A 15,174-nucleotide genomic window follows, 5' to 3' on the forward strand; every position below is an offset into this window, starting at 1 on the left:
AAGAGACACACGACAAGGAGAGAAGGATATGGAAATAAATCGCTTTAAGGCATCCGACGCCGACGAGATCGTCACTTGGTTCACATCACTCGAAGACTATGTGCTTTGGGGAGGGCGAACCTTTGGTTGGCCATTAGAAGCCGAATCGATTATCAAACGCTCTCAAGAGCCTCAAGTTGAGCTTTATACCTTCTCTGAATCCAGTGCTCTCTCTGAACCGAGTTCAAACGGTAATCACACTGAACTGATCGGGTTTATGGAGTTTCAACGTATGTCAGACATTGAACTCCGATTCTGCCGAGTGGCCATTCACCCAAGTCAGCGTGGTAAAGGGTTTGGGCAGTCCATGATAGAAAGTGCATTAAACGCTGCGAGACAAATCCCAGATGTCACCACCATCAGCTTAGCGGTCTTTCAGCAAAATATCGGAGCAAAACGTTGCTACGACAAAGCGGGCTTTCAAGTGGTCGACAAAGAACCAAAATGCAAAGAATTCAATGGCAACACCTGGCCTCTGTATCAAATGGAATTAGAGCTCAGCTAGCGTGTTTTAGTCGGCTTGTTCGTTTTAATTAACAGACTTACTTTAGTTAACAGAGTCGTTTTAATTGCCAGATTCGACCCTATATCTTAGAAATCGTATTAATTTGGAACCTTCAATGACCCAAGAAAAATTCGACACCATTTACCAACGAGCAGCTCATCGTAAAGGTGGTGCAGCCGAACTCGAAAAGATTATTCGAGCACCTCTATCGCAAGCCCAGCTATCACAAATCACCGATGACCGCTGGTTAGCAGCCTTTACTGAAAAGGTGTTCCAGTGCGGTATTTCTTGGAATGTGGTGAGAAAGAAATGGCCGCAATTTGAAGAAGTGTTCTTTGAGTTCGACATCGAAAAAATGCTGATGCTGCCGAATGAAATGTGGGAGCAGAAAGCGCAAGACCCGCGCATTATTCGCCACCTGACTAAGGTGATGACTATCCCTGCCAATGCCACCATGATTCACAACGCCAAACGTGAAGCGGATTCATTCTCACAAATGGTTGCCGACTGGCCATCAGAACGAATTACAGAACTTTGGGATTATCTGAAGAAACACGGTAAGCGGCTAGGTGGTAACACAGGTGCTTACACCTTGCGCCAAATGGGAAAAGACACGTTTATCTTATCTTCTGACGTTGAAGCGCACCTGCGCAGCACAGATGTGATTGATAGCGGTCGTAACACCAAGCGAGCACTAGTCGCGGCAAGTAAGGCTTTCAACGAGTGGCAGCAGCAATCAGGTCGTACCCTGAGCGAAATAAGCCAGATCGTCGCCTACAGCTGTGGCGATAATCGCGTCTAGTTCAATAAGAATGGCTTAAAGCTTTAGATTGCACACAGTTCCCTGCAAACTAAATGTTATAAGTCATTAACAAATAAGCGTGCATCGCACTTTCATCCGGTGGCATTGTATAGATAAATGTATACAATATAGAGTAACACTCATGAATTATTCACGACCAATCCAACTCGACTAAACAAGGGCCCTTATCTCTATGACAGCTCTCAAAAATTCTGTCTCCAAAGGTGTAAAAACAAAAGTAACAGGCCAGACTCAAGACGATGTTGTTTACTGCCATATCTTCGACGCAATACTAGAACAAAGGCTGCCACCAGCTACCAAATTAAGCGAAGAAGCACTAGCAGAAATCTTTGGCGTTAGCCGCACTATCATTCGCCGTGCCTTGTTACGTCTCTCTTTAGAACAAGTTGTGGTTATCCGTCCTAACCGAGGGGCCATGATTGCTGCACCAACGGTAGACGAAGCCAAACAGATATTTAAAGCACGTGAAGTGATGGAGCTTGCTATCACAGAGCTTGCCGTAAAAAACGCCACCAAAGCTCAGATCGAAGAGTGTAGAAAATTGGTCGCGAAAGAGAACTGTGCCTTTGACCAAGGTGATTACGGCTCTGGATTACGTTTGTCTGGTGAGTTCCACATCAAACTGGCAGAAATGGCAGAAAATGCCCCCCTGCTCGCTTTCCAACGCAGCCTAGTATCACAAACCTCACTGCTTATCGCTCAATACGAGACAGGTAATCACTCGAACTGTTCTTTGGATGAGCATGAAGGATTGCTTGATGCCATTGAGTCTGGCGATGAAGAACAAGCCGTCGAATTGATGAAAGAGCATTTGAGCCACATTCGTTCCAAGCTCAACCTAGACAGCAGCACCGCATCGAGCGACCTGCATGTTGTGTTCTCAGATTTACTTAAGAACAAATCATAACGAGCTAACTATTCCAATCCAGCTCTAACAACTTTCTGTTAATAACTTTTTGTTAACAAGACGGGAGAGAAGTAATCCTCTGTGTTTACTTCTCTTTTTTATGCCTTTCCCATAATCACAGACGCAAAGATCGACTCATTTCACCTCAAACACTCTCTATTCTGCCCTAAATAGCGCTCTTAGCTTCTACAGTATTTGATCCATCAATGCCAAAAACCTTGTCTTTATTTTGTATACATCGCTATTAATTCATTCACACCACAAAACTCAGCACTTCCAATTTAAAGCCAAATAAAACAAACAACTACAGACAAAAACAAATTGTACACAATCCAACAATGCGCAGTGTTGTTGCATTTTTGTAAATAAATAGTTGACCACAGGGTCAGGATGGATAATTATTGACTTAGAAGTCAAAAAGAATACACATGGAACAATGTCGATTTACAAGGAGGTCTCTTGATTACTTTTTTGCTCAATCAGGAAATAAGACGTGAAGACAATCTGTCGCCGAATATGACAGTGCTCAATTACCTTCGTACCAAGATAAATAAAACAGGTACCAAAGAAGGTTGTGGGTCAGGTGACTGTGGCGCATGTACCGTCGTTCTCGGTGAGGTAGTTGATGGACAACTGCAATACCGTTCGGTGAACTCTTGCCTTACATTTGTGTCAGCGTTACACGGTAAGCAGCTGATCACAGTAGAAGATCTGCAAAACCGAGATAAGTCATTACACCCTGTACAGAAAGCGGTCGTCGATTTTCACGGCTCCCAATGTGGTTACTGCACACCGGGCTTCATCATGTCGATGTTTGCGCTTGGTAAAAATAAGCCTGATGCAAGCAAAGAAGACGTCATGGAATCATTGGCAGGTAACTTATGTCGTTGTACTGGTTATCGCCCTATTGTTGATGCTGCAATGTCGCTTTCAACACACCAACCTTTGATTGATCAATTTGCTGAACTCGAGCGCAAAACCATCGAGAAGCTAGAAAGTATTCAAGACACCGAGGCCAACTTACGTCTTGGCCACCTCACTGCTTTTTCCCCGAGAAGTACTGATGAGTTGGCCAAGCTTTTTCAAGCCCACCCGAACGCTAAGCTAGTTGCTGGCGGTACGGATTTAGCACTGGAAGTAACGCAATTCCATCGTGAGATTGAAACACTGATCAGCGTAAACCTTGTTGAAGACATGAAGGTATGTGAAGAGACAGACACCGATTTAATCATTGGTGCCAACCTTCCAATCAGCGACTCTTACTCGCTACTGAAAAAACACTACCCTGATTTTGGTGAACTGTTACACCGCTTTGCTTCGCTGCAAGTACGTAACCAAGGCACCATCGGCGGTAATGTTGCCAATGCTTCTCCTATCGGTGATACGCCTCCCCTTCTGATTGCGCTTAATGCGAAAATCAAACTGCGCTGTGGTGATGAGTCTCGGATCATGCCGATTGAAGATTACTTCATCAGCTACAAGGTGACGGCGCAGAAAGAGAGTGAGTTCATTGAACAAATCATCATCCCTAAACCAACCAACGACAGCTTCCGTGCTTACAAACTGTCTAAACGTTTAGACGATGACATCTCTACAGTATGTGGTGCGTTCGATATTCAAGTCGAAGAAGGCAAGGTAACACACGCTCGTATCGCCTTTGGTGGTATGGCTGCAACGCCTAAGCGCGCAACCCGTTGTGAAAATACGTTATTAGGCAAACCATGGACAGACGCTAATATTAAGTTAGCGATGCAAGAACTGTATAGCGACTTTGAACCGCTATCTGATTTCCGTGCAAGCCAAGAATACCGTTCATTGTCGGCGGCAAACATGCTGCGTCGCTACTTCATTGAACAACAGAATAAAAACAACCAAATCGAAACAAGGGTAACGTCTTATGTCTAATTCAAACAAGCATGCGATGACCCACGAAGAGATGGTTACCATTGCAAAACAAGACCTAAAAACTGGCGTGGGTAAGAGCGTTAAACACGACAGTGCAGCCAAACAAGTAACGGGCGAAGCGGTATACATTGATGACCGCCTAGAGTTTCCCAATCAACTGCACGTGTACGCACGCCTGAGCACTCAAGCACATGCGAAGATCACTAAGATCGACGTTTCGCCGTGTTACGAATTTGAAGGTGTGGCCATTGCTATCCAAGCCAAAGACGTACCGGGTGAACTGGATATCGGTGCAATCCTACCGGGCGACCCACTTCTGGCTGACGGCAAAGTAGAATATTACGGTCAACCCGTGATTGCCGTAGCAGCAAACGATCTAGAAACAGCACGTAAAGCGGCACATGCAGCCATTATTGAATACGAAGAGCTACCTGCCATCCTTGATGTTAAAGAAGCGCTAGAGAAAGAGCACTTCGTAACTGAAAGCCACACTCAACAGCGTGGTGACTCAAAAGCCGCACTGGCAAAAGCAAAACACGTGATCTCTGGTGACCTAGAGATCGGCGGCCAAGAGCACTTCTACCTAGAGACTCAAATCAGTAGCGTAATGCCAACCGAAGATGGCGGCATGATCGTCTACACATCAACTCAAAACCCGACCGAAGTTCAAAAGCTGGTTGCAGAAGTGATTGGCGTACCGATGCACAAAGTCGTGATTGATATGCGTCGTATGGGTGGTGGTTTCGGTGGTAAAGAGACTCAAGCAGCCTCTCCTGCGTGTATGGCAGCGGTGATTGCCCACCTGACAGGCCGACCAACCAAAATGCGCCTGCTGCGTAACGAAGACATGCAACAAACCGGTAAACGACACCCGTTTTACAACCAATACACCGTCGGTTTTGACGACAATGGTGTGATTCAAGGTGCTGACATTACCGTTGCAGGTAACTGTGGTTACTCGCCAGACTTATCAAGCTCTATCGTCGACCGTGCAATGTTCCACTCAGACAACGCTTACTACCTAGGCGATGCAACTGTGGTTGGTCATCGATGCAAAACCAACACAGCGTCGAACACCGCTTACCGTGGCTTTGGTGGCCCGCAAGGCATGATGACCATCGAACACATCATGGACGAGATTGCGCGTTACCTGAAAAAAGATCCTTTGGAAGTACGCAAAGCGAACTACTACGGCGAAGAAGGCCGTAACGTAACCCATTACTACCAAACCGTTGAAGACAACTTTTTACCTGAGATAACCGAACAACTTGAGCACAGCAGTGACTATCACGCACGTCGTAAAGAAATCGCTGAGTTCAACAAGCAGAGCCCTATCTTGAAGAAAGGTCTTGCTATCACACCGGTGAAATTCGGCATCTCGTTTACTGCGACTTTCTTGAACCAAGCAGGTGCGCTTATCCATATCTACACCGATGGCAGTATTCATTTGAATCACGGTGGTACGGAAATGGGGCAAGGCTTGAACATCAAAGTGGCACAAATCGTTGCACAGGAGTTCCAAGTCGATGTCGAACGTATACAGATCACCGCTACAAACACAGACAAAGTTCCGAACACATCACCAACCGCAGCCTCATCGGGCGCCGACCTCAACGGTAAGGCCGCGCAAAACGCAGCAATAACCATTAAGCAGCGCCTGATCGACTTCGCTTCAGCACACTTCAAAGTGTCTCCAGAAGAGGTGGTGTTTAAGAACGGCATGGTGCAGATCCGCGATGAGATCATGAGCTTCAACTCATTTGTTGAACTGGCTTGGTTTAACCAAATTTCGCTATCGAGCACTGGCTTCTACCGCACTCCGAAGATCTATTACGATCACGAGAAGGCGCGCGGTCGTCCGTTCTACTACTACGCCTACGGTGCTTCTTGTTCAGAGGTCATCATCGATACTCTCACTGGCGAGAACAAGATTCTGCGTGTTGATATTTTGCATGACGTGGGCGCTTCACTGAACCCTGCGATTGACATCGGCCAAGTCGAAGGCGGCTTTGTGCAAGGTGTCGGCTGGTTGACAACAGAAGAGTTGGTATGGAACCAACAAGGTCGCTTAATGACCAATGGCCCAGCAAGCTACAAAATCCCTGCGATTGCTGATATGCCAATTGATTTCAGAACGCACCTTTTGGAAAACCGCAGCAACCCACAAGACACCGTATTCAACTCGAAAGCCGTGGGTGAGCCACCTTTCATGTTGGGGATGTCGGTATGGAGTGCATTGAAAGATGCGATTAGCTATGTAGCCGTTGATGGTGCAATTCCTAAGCTCAACACACCAGCAACGCCAGAGCGTATTCTGATGGCGATTCAGGAAGTCTCTGAAACAGCCCCGGCTTCGGTCGATGCTCAATCAGAAACGGCTTAGAGCTGACAGATATGGCTTAGGGCGTACTAAACAGCTTAGGAAGTACAGAAGGGATTTAGGAGGGCATATGTTTAAGGATAATTGGATTCACGAACTGGCAAAACTGGAAGAGAACTACGAACCATGTGTAATGGTGACAGTGCTTGAAGACAGAGGCTCAGTGCCACGTGATGCGGGTACCAAGATGCTTGTCACTCGTGACCGAATCATCGCTACGATTGGTGGTGGTCACCTTGAACATGTGGCCACTAAAATGGCGCGTGAAATGCTGATTGCCAGTGAAAAATCACTCAAAGTAGAACGCTTCAATCTAGGTGCTCGTTTAGGCCAATGTTGTGGCGGTATGGCAACCTTAAGCTTTGAACCCATTGGTACTCAACAGAACCATCTCGTGCTGTTTGGCGCTGGCCATGTGGCAAAAGCGCTGCTACACATTGTCGCGACCCTACCCTTCCGTGTGACCTGGATTGATGAACGTGAAGAAGTGTTCCCTGACACACTTCCTCACGGTGTCAAAAAGCTAGTCACAGACGATCCGGTTGGCGAAGTGAAACACATGCCACCGAACAGCTACTACCTAGTAATGACCCACAACCACCAGCTTGATTTCGATTTAACGAAAGCCATTATCGACCGTGAAGACAGCCGTTACTTCGGCATGATCGGCTCGCTGACCAAGCGTAAGAAGTTTGACTTCCGCCTAGAGCAGCGTGGCTATAGCCAAGAGCAAATTGAAACTATGATTTGCCCGATTGGCATCAGCGCTGTGAATGGCAAACATCCCGCTGAAATCGCGGTATCGGTTGCGGGTGAACTGATCGCACACTATCAAGGGCAAGCGCTTAAACAAAAGCGCCCGACCAAACAATATCGAAATCAGGATTTGACCGAGCAACACAGTCAACCAAGCGATGTAGGCGAACCACCTTTGGAAGAGAAGATCGCCTAATACAAGTCGCAAAGCTTCGGTAGCCATAACGTTACTGAAGTCATTAAAAGGAAGTAAACATGACAACGCAACGCAAAGCTTATCGCGCCAGTATTTTACACAGCGTAGCCGACCCAAAAGACGTCGGTATCGATGAGTCTTACGACTATTTTGAAGACGGTGTTTTAGTGGTTGAGAATGGCCACATCGTCGATTTAGGCCATGCCGATGACGTATTAGCACGTCAACCTAAAACACTCGAAGTAAAAGAATACAAAGACAAACTGATCACCTCTGGTTTTATTGATACGCACATCCACTACCCTCAAACGGGGATGATCGCGTCTTACGGTGAGCAGCTACTTGATTGGTTAGAGAACTACACCTTCCCAGAAGAGAAACGTTTCAAAAACCCAGTCTACGCGCACAAAGTGGCGAAGCTATTTCTAGACGAACTGGCGAGCAACGGCACCACGACAGCACTCGTGTTCGGCACCGTGCACAAAGAGTCAGTGAACGTGTTCTTTGAAGAAGCGGAGAAACGTAACCTACGTATGATCGCAGGTAAGGTTTTAATGGATCGCAATGCGCCCGATTACCTCACCGATACTCCTGAATCTGGCTATGAAGATTCAAAAGAACTCATCGAGAAATGGCATAACCGAGGTCGCTTGCACTACGCAGTAACGCCACGTTTTGCACCAACTAGTACGCCAGAACAGTTGGCGACAGTTGGGAAATTACTCGAAGAGTACCCAGACGTATACATGCACACCCACCTTTCTGAAAACAAGAAAGAGATCGACTGGGTTTTAGAACTATTCCCCGAGCGCGACAGCTATTTAGATGTGTATGACCACTATGGCTTGCTGCATAAGCGCTCAGTATTTGCACACGGTATTCACCTATCAGACTGCGAATGCAAACGCCTAGCGGATACTGATTCTGCAATCGCCTTCTGCCCTACTTCCAACCTGTTTTTAGGCTCTGGCTTATTCAAGCTACCAAAAATGGAAGAGCACGGTATTCGTGTTGGAATGGGAACAGACGTTGGCGCTGGTACCAGCTTCTCGATTTTGCAAACCATGAGCGAAGCGTACAAAATCATGCAGCTTCAACAAGAGAAACTTCACCCTGCTAAATCGCTGTTTTTGGCAACTTTAGGTGGCGCACGTTCTCTGCATTTAGAAGATAAAATCGGTAACTTAGAAGTAGGCAAAGAAGCCGATTTCGTCGTGTTGGATCTGCACGCGACACAACTGATGCGCTTTAGAATGGAACAAGCGACCAAGCTTGAAGAAAAACTATTTGTACTAATGAGCTTAGGTGACGACAGAACCGTCAGCGAGACTTACATCTACGGTGAGAAAGCCTACGACGTGAATTTCAAAGATTACAAAAAGCTTGTGAGTTAAGTTGCGAGAAATAATCACACAGCGGCTTAACTTAACGATGGCACGCTCTCGTGCCATCGAAAAATAGCGAAAAAGTTCAAGATTAACAAATACCTTTAGATATTGGCCTATAAAAAATAGACGATATATCTAGTTGAAGCGAACTTCCTTTAGTGGCACATCAAAACTTCATCAAGTCACGAACAAAGATATAGCATCGAAAAATCCCTACTCCCCCCCATCAAATAATGACAAATAAAATTATAAACAATTAAATCACCCCAAAATATAAAATATGCAATTGAGATCTATTTTAAGATAATAAAAACAAAAAAAACTTTTTATTATCTTTTTTTATACTATATTGGGCCCCAAAAAGGTAACTAGTTATGAAACTCAAAGAAATAAAAACTGGAATTTCCCTAATGTTGTTTGCTTCATCGGCATGCGCAGGCCCGCTAGATGAAATCATCACCACGGATGAAAAAAAGATATCAACTATTACTGTTGGCGTTGACGGCAGCTGGTTTATTAAATCAGAAGATAGCTGGAACTTACAAGGATGTAATGAAATAGAAGTACTTAAAATTGAATCAAGTCACCCAAATAAAGTAGATTACATAAATTTACTGTCCACAATAAATGACTATTCAAAAGCAAAAATAAAAGCCCATGCTTATTGTGAGAAATATGACAACTCCGTAATTACTGCTGGTAAATTTATATCTATCACCTTCAGCCAGTAGTTATATTTAGATAAATTAAAAGTGGACTAATTAATAGAGCAACACTGTAATCTTTGGTAAAAAACCAAACCATAGCTTAATCATCGACATTTAATTAGCAATTTAAATATCTATTAATTATAAGTGTGAAAAAATATTATTATAAGAATTGCCTTTTCCAAATCTCTATAAAATTTTAATTAGAAAGGCTGATAACCATACCCCGAGAGAAAACCAGAAAAGTGTAATTTATATTTAATACTGGCTAGGACGATTTAAAAGGGTAGACTATGTCTTTAAATGCTCATCAACAAGAGAAATTAAAAATTTTCATAAAGGATATTCATAAAAAAGCAACAAGCTTTATGGGTTATCCAATTTCAACAGACTTTAACTATCAACAACTAAAAGAATTAATCAACTTTCCTTTAAATAACCTTGGGGATCCTTTTGCTAAATCTACTTGGCAAGTTGATAGTAGAGAGTTTGAATGTGAAGTAATAGAATTTTTTGCAAAACTATTACGAGCACCTGAAAAAGATTGGTGGGGGTATGTCACAAATGGCAGTACTGAAGCTAATCTATATGCTTTATATTTAGCTCGTGAACTCTACCCTAATGGTATTTGTTATTTTTCCAAAGAAACTCATTATTCTGTCGCCAAAAATTTACACTTGCTCAATATGCGTCATATAATGATCCGATGTGACGATAAGGGGGTAATTGACTATGATGACTTGCGAGAAACGCTAAAAGTCAATAGGGATGTGCCTGCTATTATTTTTGCGAATAGTGGCACCACTATGACAGAAGCCAAAGATGACATAAAAAAAATTCGTACTATTCTAGACGAGTTTTCTATTTCAAAAAGTTATATCCACAGTGATGCCGCATTATGCGGAGCTATAAATCCTTTTTTAACACCCAGACCGTCGTTTGATTTTGAAGACGGTGCCGACAGCGTTTCACTGAGTGGACACAAATTTATTGGTTCTCCAATTCCTTGTGGGGTTGTTGTAGCCCGTAAATCAAATGTTGATCGTATTGCACGCTCTATTGCTTACATTGGCTGTTTAGATACTACTATTACAGGCTCACGTAATGGCTTTACACCGATGGTACTGTGGTATGCCATTAACAGTTTAGGGTTAGAAGGCCTGGCTAAACGTGTACTACACAGCCTAGAAGTTGCAAAATACACGGAAATTCAATTACAAAATATAGGTATAAAAGCTTGGCGAAACCCAAATGCGATAACTGTTGTTTTACCAGCTGTGCCAGAGGAAATAAAGCAAAGATATCAATTAGCAACAGCAAATGGTATGACACATATTATTTGTATGCCACATATGAAATTTTCAGATATTGATGCGTTTACTTCTGCATTAAAACTAGACATGAATGACCTATGAGGATATTTAAATGGAAAAGATAATATTAATATCTGAAGACTATATCGGATTGATCACAGACATAACGGAAATTTTATCGAAAAATAAAATAAAAATAAAAAACATAGATGCTGACAAAATAAATAACACCGCATTAATAAAGATAAGTTCAGACAATAACAAATACACGTATGAAATATTGATTAAAGCGGGATTCAATATTATTTTCAACACTGAGATAATAATGGTAAAAATCGATGATGAGCTTGGAGCGTTGGCAAAATTAGCAAGGAAATTATCAGAGAATAATATTGACATTAGAAGTCTGAATATTGTCGAACAGGATGAAAACCATTTGATTTTATCTATCACATGCTCAGATCCAGAGAAGACTAAAAAATTGATGAGTCACATGTTGATATAAACAAAACCTGACAATACCAAATTTTATTTTTGGCAACTTTAGGTGGCGCACGTTCTCTGCATTTAGAAGATAAAATCGGTAACTTAGAAGTAGGCAAAGAAGCGGATTTCGTGGTGTTGGACTTGCACGCTACCCAACTGATGCGCTTTAGAATGGAACAAGCGACCAAGCTTGAAGAAAAACTTTTTGTACTGATGAGCTTGGGTGACGACAGAACCGTCAGCGAGACTTACATCTACGGCGAAAAAGCCTACGACGTCAACTTCAAAGATTACAAAAAACTCGTTAGCTAGTTTGCTAACAATGAACACACGCTAGGTAACCTTTGTTGTTAAAGAACCCGTCCAGATTCGCCTAGCTTAAAAGACCAGTTGCTAATGCTACTGGTCTTTTTTTGTCCCTAATTCAAAGAAATACAAATTATTACTCGTGGTGTGCTCAACACCCATGACGCAGCCAAGTTATGTTGGTACGTTAGACGGTGGTAGACCAAATATTGTCTGTTTAAAACTATTGTCCGCTTAAAACAACACACGCTTAGAAAGGAATTCTATGTTCGAACAGGTCGTTAGCATTCTGTTTCCCGTTTTTGCACTCGCCAGTGCTGGCTTTGCAGTTGGTCGTTGGCTTAAGCCCGATTTCAAGCCAATCAATCGCATTAACATGGATGTCTGTATTCCTGCTTTGGTGTTTGCATCGCTGACCACCATGCCGCTCGACACCGAACAACTGCCGCTGATTTCAGCCTCTTTGGTTGCGGTGTTAGTGCCCGCACTGCTGATGATTCCGATCTGTAAGATCTTTAAGCTCAACTTCAAAGCTTGGGCTCCCCCACACATGTTTCGCAATAGCGGCAACCTTGCGATTCCCCTATTCACGTATACCTTTGGCGAAAGTGCATTAGCCCCAGCGGTATTACTGTTTGTGGTGTCAGCATGTGTTCATATCAGTATAGGCTTAGCATTATTAAGCGAAGGTAACCCGATCAAGCAGATCTTCAAGATGCCAATATTCTTGGCTGCTTTATTAGCAATGACACTAAATTTGTCCGGTATTCCTGTGTGGAATCCTATCTACGAAGCCACATCGCTGCTTGGGCAAGCTGCTGTTCCCATCATGCTGTTGTCACTGGGATCACAAATGGTCAACTTGAGGCTGAGTGGTCTGAAAGTCGGCTTGTTATGTACAGCGCAATCTCTGTTCACTGGAGCGATCGCTTTTACGATCATCTACTTCTTCATTCCTCTACCCACTCTACACTTGCAGATGATGGTGCTGTTCACCATGCTGCCACCTGCAGTGATGAATTACCTGTTTGCAGAAAGGTTCAACGTAGAGCCACCTAAGGTCGCCTCTATGGTGTTGTTCAGCAACTTCTTAAGCGTGGTAACGCTGCCGATACTGCTATCTTTTGCCTTGTCGATATCAAGTTGAAATCCAGGATTTATCTTACTTATCAAAGCAAAAAAGTGGGAGCACGCCTCTCTAAAAGTGGATGACAATAATCGAGTCTACCATTCAGTTTTCCATTCAAGGCCTTACTCCCTGAACAAAGCAGCGAAAGTGTGCAACGAAAAAATATTCTTACTTTGACTTTATTCCCATCGAACTTCATCTTCCTGAGATAACAATATATCTACGCATCACTCCACTGCTCTTAGTCTTTATAAGTCATATGAAAATTAAAAATTTAATACCTCTACTGCTATGTACCTTCTCTCACCAAGCATTGTCTGCTGCAAATTTCACTACCGATTTTGTAGAGCTTGGGATTCAAACAAAGCCGAATGGTATTAGTTTGGAAGGGGGGAGAGATATCAATGACAGCCTTGCGCTTCTGGGTGGGGTAAGTTCAAATGCCGATCTCGATGAAGACAACTATGACGTCTATATCGGGCCTCAAGTTTACGGGCCTATCAACCAAGCCATCGATCTCAATACTCAACTATTGCTTCACTACAACAAAGGATCTTACGCTCCGGGGAAAAGCAAAACCTTTATTGAATTCAACGCAGGGCTTCGTGCCTGGATTACTCAACGAGTAGAAGCAAATGTCATGGTGGGGGCAAATGGAGAGCATTCGATCTTTACGTTTGGCGCGAGATTCCATGCAACGGATAAAGCCGCGTTCTCGATATCTTCTAAGAATAACGGGATTTATGGGCCTCAACTACAACTTGGTGTTAGATACAACTTTAATTAAGTGACAGTAAGTAAAGGTTCTTAAAAGCAAAGTAGCCATTTGGTGACACATCTCGTAATCAACATATTTATCACAGCAAAACCCCAATACACATCCTATATTTAACAGTGGCTTAACTTCAGTAAGTTCAATTCTACGTTAATTATAAGGATATAAAAATGAAGAAGACTTTGCTTGCCTCTTCACTCGCATTGGTAGCGTCGTTTGCCTATGCAGAACAAGAGGCTCAACTGCCACAGACGTTATTTCAAAATGTCGATGTCTTCAACGGCACTGAAAACAAGTTGTACGAAGACCACTTTGTATTGGTCGAAGGCAACATCATTACCTCCATTTCAGCAAAAACAATTGATGTTCGCGACGATGCCGTAGTGATAGACGGTACAGGTACAGGCAAAACCTTAACCCCAGGCTTTATCGAAAACCATGCGCACTTGATGCTAATGGGGCCAAGCTTGCCAACGATGGAATCGAATACCACGTGGGAAGATTTCGCCATACACGGAACGCGTATGGCAGAGATGTACCTGATGCAAGGTTTTACCACAGTTCGTGACGCAGGCGGGGCCAACGGTGGCCTAAGAAGAGCCATAGATGCGGGGCAAATTATTGGGCCTCGTTACTACCCATCCGGTGCATTTTTGAGTACTCGTGGCGGACACGCTGACTTTGCCAACTACACCGCTCCTGTCGGTGAAGAAACCAACTTTAGCCGTTTGAATATGGCACAAGAAGTCAATAGCGTTGCCGAAGTGAAGAAGTACGCTCGTAACAACTTCCGCATGGGTGCAACCCAGTTGAAATACATGCAATCCGGTGGTGTGGTATCTGCCTTTGACCCGTGGCAATTACTGGCAGGTTCACCAGAAGAAGTCGGTGCAGCGGTTGAGGTAGCCGATACTTACGGCAGCTACGTAATGGCGCACTCCTATCGTAAAGAGGCGATCATTGGGCACTAAACGCAGGCGTTAAATCGATCGAGCACGGCTTTATGTTCGACTGTGAGATTTCAGAACTCATGGAAGAAAAAGGAGCGTACATCACCACTAACCTTACCGCGTTCGACCCTAACCTTCTTGAGATTCCTGCTGTTAAGAACGTCCCATCAAGTTTAGCCAAAGCAAAATCGGCTTCTGCCGCGTTTAAAGACTACATCCCGAATATGAAGAAGTGTCCAGCTCCTCGTGGTTTCCAGACTGACTGTGTAGGCTCTGTTGATGCTTGTAACATTCAAATCGCTTACGAGAAAAAGCTAAACAATGACTTCTTTGGTCCTTACGAATCATTGAAAACTCTTACGTCTGTCGGTGGTGAAATTGCCACACTATCAGGTGACTTCATGAACCCATATCCAGATGCGAAACTGGGTGTGATTGAGAAAGGCGCATACGCAGATATTCTGCTGCTTGATGGTAACCCATTCGAAGACTTTTCTGTGGTAGGTACCGGTGACCAATGGTTTGGTGCCGATAAGCGACCAGACTCACCAGAAAGCATTAAGCTCATTATGAAAGATGGCGTTGTCTACAAAAACACACTTTAGACAT

Annotated in this window: 14 protein-coding genes and 1 pseudogene; all 15 read left to right on the top strand. The window is 43.8% G+C overall.

Annotated features, from left to right (window positions below; genetic code table 11):
* The first annotated feature begins 28 nt into the window (after positions 1-28).
* Positions 29-544 (top strand): GNAT family N-acetyltransferase, encoded by a 516-nt coding sequence (locus OCV52_RS19865; protein WP_137406836.1) that lies wholly within the window; start codon positions 29-31, stop codon positions 542-544.
* Positions 545-659: 115 nt separating this feature from the next.
* Entirely contained in the window at positions 660-1,346 is a 687-nt protein-coding gene (locus tag OCV52_RS19870; RefSeq protein ID WP_137406835.1) for a DNA-3-methyladenine glycosylase I, read from the top strand.
* A gap of 193 nt (positions 1,347-1,539) precedes the next feature.
* On the top strand, positions 1,540-2,274 hold the full coding sequence (locus tag OCV52_RS19875; protein WP_017630710.1) for a GntR family transcriptional regulator: 735 nt from the start codon (positions 1,540-1,542) through the stop codon (positions 2,272-2,274).
* Between the two features lie 516 nt (positions 2,275-2,790).
* Positions 2,791-4,179, top strand: a complete 1,389-nt coding sequence (xdhA, locus tag OCV52_RS19880; protein ID WP_240700657.1) for a xanthine dehydrogenase small subunit — start codon at positions 2,791-2,793, stop codon at positions 4,177-4,179.
* Positions 4,172-6,562 carry a xanthine dehydrogenase molybdopterin binding subunit gene (xdhB, locus tag OCV52_RS19885; protein ID WP_137406833.1) on the top strand — a complete coding sequence of 797 codons (2,391 nt, stop codon included), beginning with the start codon at positions 4,172-4,174 and terminating at the stop codon, positions 6,560-6,562. Before xdhA ends, xdhB begins: the two co-directional genes overlap by 8 nt.
* A 67-nt stretch (positions 6,563-6,629) precedes the next feature.
* On the top strand, positions 6,630-7,511 hold the full coding sequence (gene xdhC / locus OCV52_RS19890) for a xanthine dehydrogenase accessory protein XdhC (RefSeq protein ID WP_137406832.1): 882 nt from the start codon (positions 6,630-6,632) through the stop codon (positions 7,509-7,511).
* Positions 7,512-7,570: 59 nt separating this feature from the next.
* The gene (gene guaD, locus OCV52_RS19895; RefSeq protein ID WP_061033022.1) at positions 7,571-8,905 is read left to right on the top strand and encodes a guanine deaminase; all 1,335 of its coding nucleotides are present in this window, start codon (positions 7,571-7,573) and stop codon (positions 8,903-8,905) included.
* 368 nt (positions 8,906-9,273) lie between these two features.
* Positions 9,274-9,630, top strand: coding sequence for a hypothetical protein (locus OCV52_RS19900; protein WP_137406831.1), 357 nt, complete (start codon positions 9,274-9,276; stop codon positions 9,628-9,630).
* 269 nt (positions 9,631-9,899) lie between these two features.
* A complete protein-coding gene (locus tag OCV52_RS19905; RefSeq protein ID WP_108020171.1) occupies positions 9,900-11,021 on the top strand; it encodes a histidine decarboxylase in 1,122 nt (373 codons plus the stop codon).
* A 10-nt stretch (positions 11,022-11,031) separates the two neighbouring features.
* A complete protein-coding gene (locus OCV52_RS19910; protein WP_004737501.1) occupies positions 11,032-11,424 on the top strand; it encodes an ACT domain-containing protein in 393 nt (130 codons plus the stop codon).
* A gap of 23 nt (positions 11,425-11,447) precedes the next feature.
* Positions 11,448-11,717, top strand: a pseudogene (locus OCV52_RS19915) (amidohydrolase family protein); the annotation flags it as partial.
* 259 nt (positions 11,718-11,976) lie between these two features.
* Complete coding sequence (locus OCV52_RS19920; RefSeq protein ID WP_137406830.1) at positions 11,977-12,858, top strand: AEC family transporter; 882 nt, start codon at positions 11,977-11,979, stop codon at positions 12,856-12,858.
* Positions 12,859-13,099: 241 nt separating this feature from the next.
* Entirely contained in the window at positions 13,100-13,627 is a 528-nt protein-coding gene (locus OCV52_RS19925; RefSeq protein WP_116871013.1) for a hypothetical protein, read from the top strand.
* A 158-nt stretch (positions 13,628-13,785) separates the two neighbouring features.
* Entirely contained in the window at positions 13,786-14,586 is an 801-nt protein-coding gene (locus tag OCV52_RS19930; protein ID WP_233090172.1) for an amidohydrolase family protein, read from the top strand.
* Positions 14,587-14,618: 32 nt separating this feature from the next.
* Positions 14,619-15,170, top strand: a complete 552-nt coding sequence (locus OCV52_RS19935) for a hypothetical protein (protein WP_240700655.1) — start codon at positions 14,619-14,621, stop codon at positions 15,168-15,170.
* Positions 15,171-15,174: the final 4 nt, after the last annotated feature.

The sequence above is a fragment of the Vibrio chagasii genome (genome assembly GCF_024347355.1).
Taxonomy (GTDB): domain Bacteria; phylum Pseudomonadota; class Gammaproteobacteria; order Enterobacterales; family Vibrionaceae; genus Vibrio; species Vibrio chagasii.

Excerpts from the sequence above, each read along its gene's own strand:
- OCV52_RS19865 (WP_137406836.1), top strand. The coding sequence starts at position 29 with ATGGAAATAAATCGCTTTAAGGCATCCGACGCCGACGAGATCGTCACT.
- OCV52_RS19920 (WP_137406830.1), top strand. The coding sequence starts at position 11,977 with ATGTTCGAACAGGTCGTTAGCATTCTGTTTCCCGTTTTTGCACTCGCC.
- xdhB (WP_137406833.1), top strand. The coding sequence starts at position 4,172 with ATGTCTAATTCAAACAAGCATGCGATGACCCACGAAGAGATGGTTACC.
- OCV52_RS19870 (WP_137406835.1), top strand. The coding sequence starts at position 660 with ATGACCCAAGAAAAATTCGACACCATTTACCAACGAGCAGCTCATCGT.
- xdhC (WP_137406832.1), top strand. The coding sequence starts at position 6,630 with ATGTTTAAGGATAATTGGATTCACGAACTGGCAAAACTGGAAGAGAAC.
- OCV52_RS19930 (WP_233090172.1), top strand. The coding sequence starts at position 13,786 with ATGAAGAAGACTTTGCTTGCCTCTTCACTCGCATTGGTAGCGTCGTTT.
- OCV52_RS19910 (WP_004737501.1), top strand. The coding sequence starts at position 11,032 with ATGGAAAAGATAATATTAATATCTGAAGACTATATCGGATTGATCACA.
- OCV52_RS19875 (WP_017630710.1), top strand. The coding sequence starts at position 1,540 with ATGACAGCTCTCAAAAATTCTGTCTCCAAAGGTGTAAAAACAAAAGTA.
- OCV52_RS19935 (WP_240700655.1), top strand. The coding sequence starts at position 14,619 with ATGTTCGACTGTGAGATTTCAGAACTCATGGAAGAAAAAGGAGCGTAC.
- OCV52_RS19905 (WP_108020171.1), top strand. The coding sequence starts at position 9,900 with ATGTCTTTAAATGCTCATCAACAAGAGAAATTAAAAATTTTCATAAAG.
- OCV52_RS19925 (WP_116871013.1), top strand. The coding sequence starts at position 13,100 with ATGAAAATTAAAAATTTAATACCTCTACTGCTATGTACCTTCTCTCAC.
- guaD (WP_061033022.1), top strand. The coding sequence starts at position 7,571 with ATGACAACGCAACGCAAAGCTTATCGCGCCAGTATTTTACACAGCGTA.
- OCV52_RS19900 (WP_137406831.1), top strand. The coding sequence starts at position 9,274 with ATGAAACTCAAAGAAATAAAAACTGGAATTTCCCTAATGTTGTTTGCT.
- xdhA (WP_240700657.1), top strand. The coding sequence starts at position 2,791 with ATGACAGTGCTCAATTACCTTCGTACCAAGATAAATAAAACAGGTACC.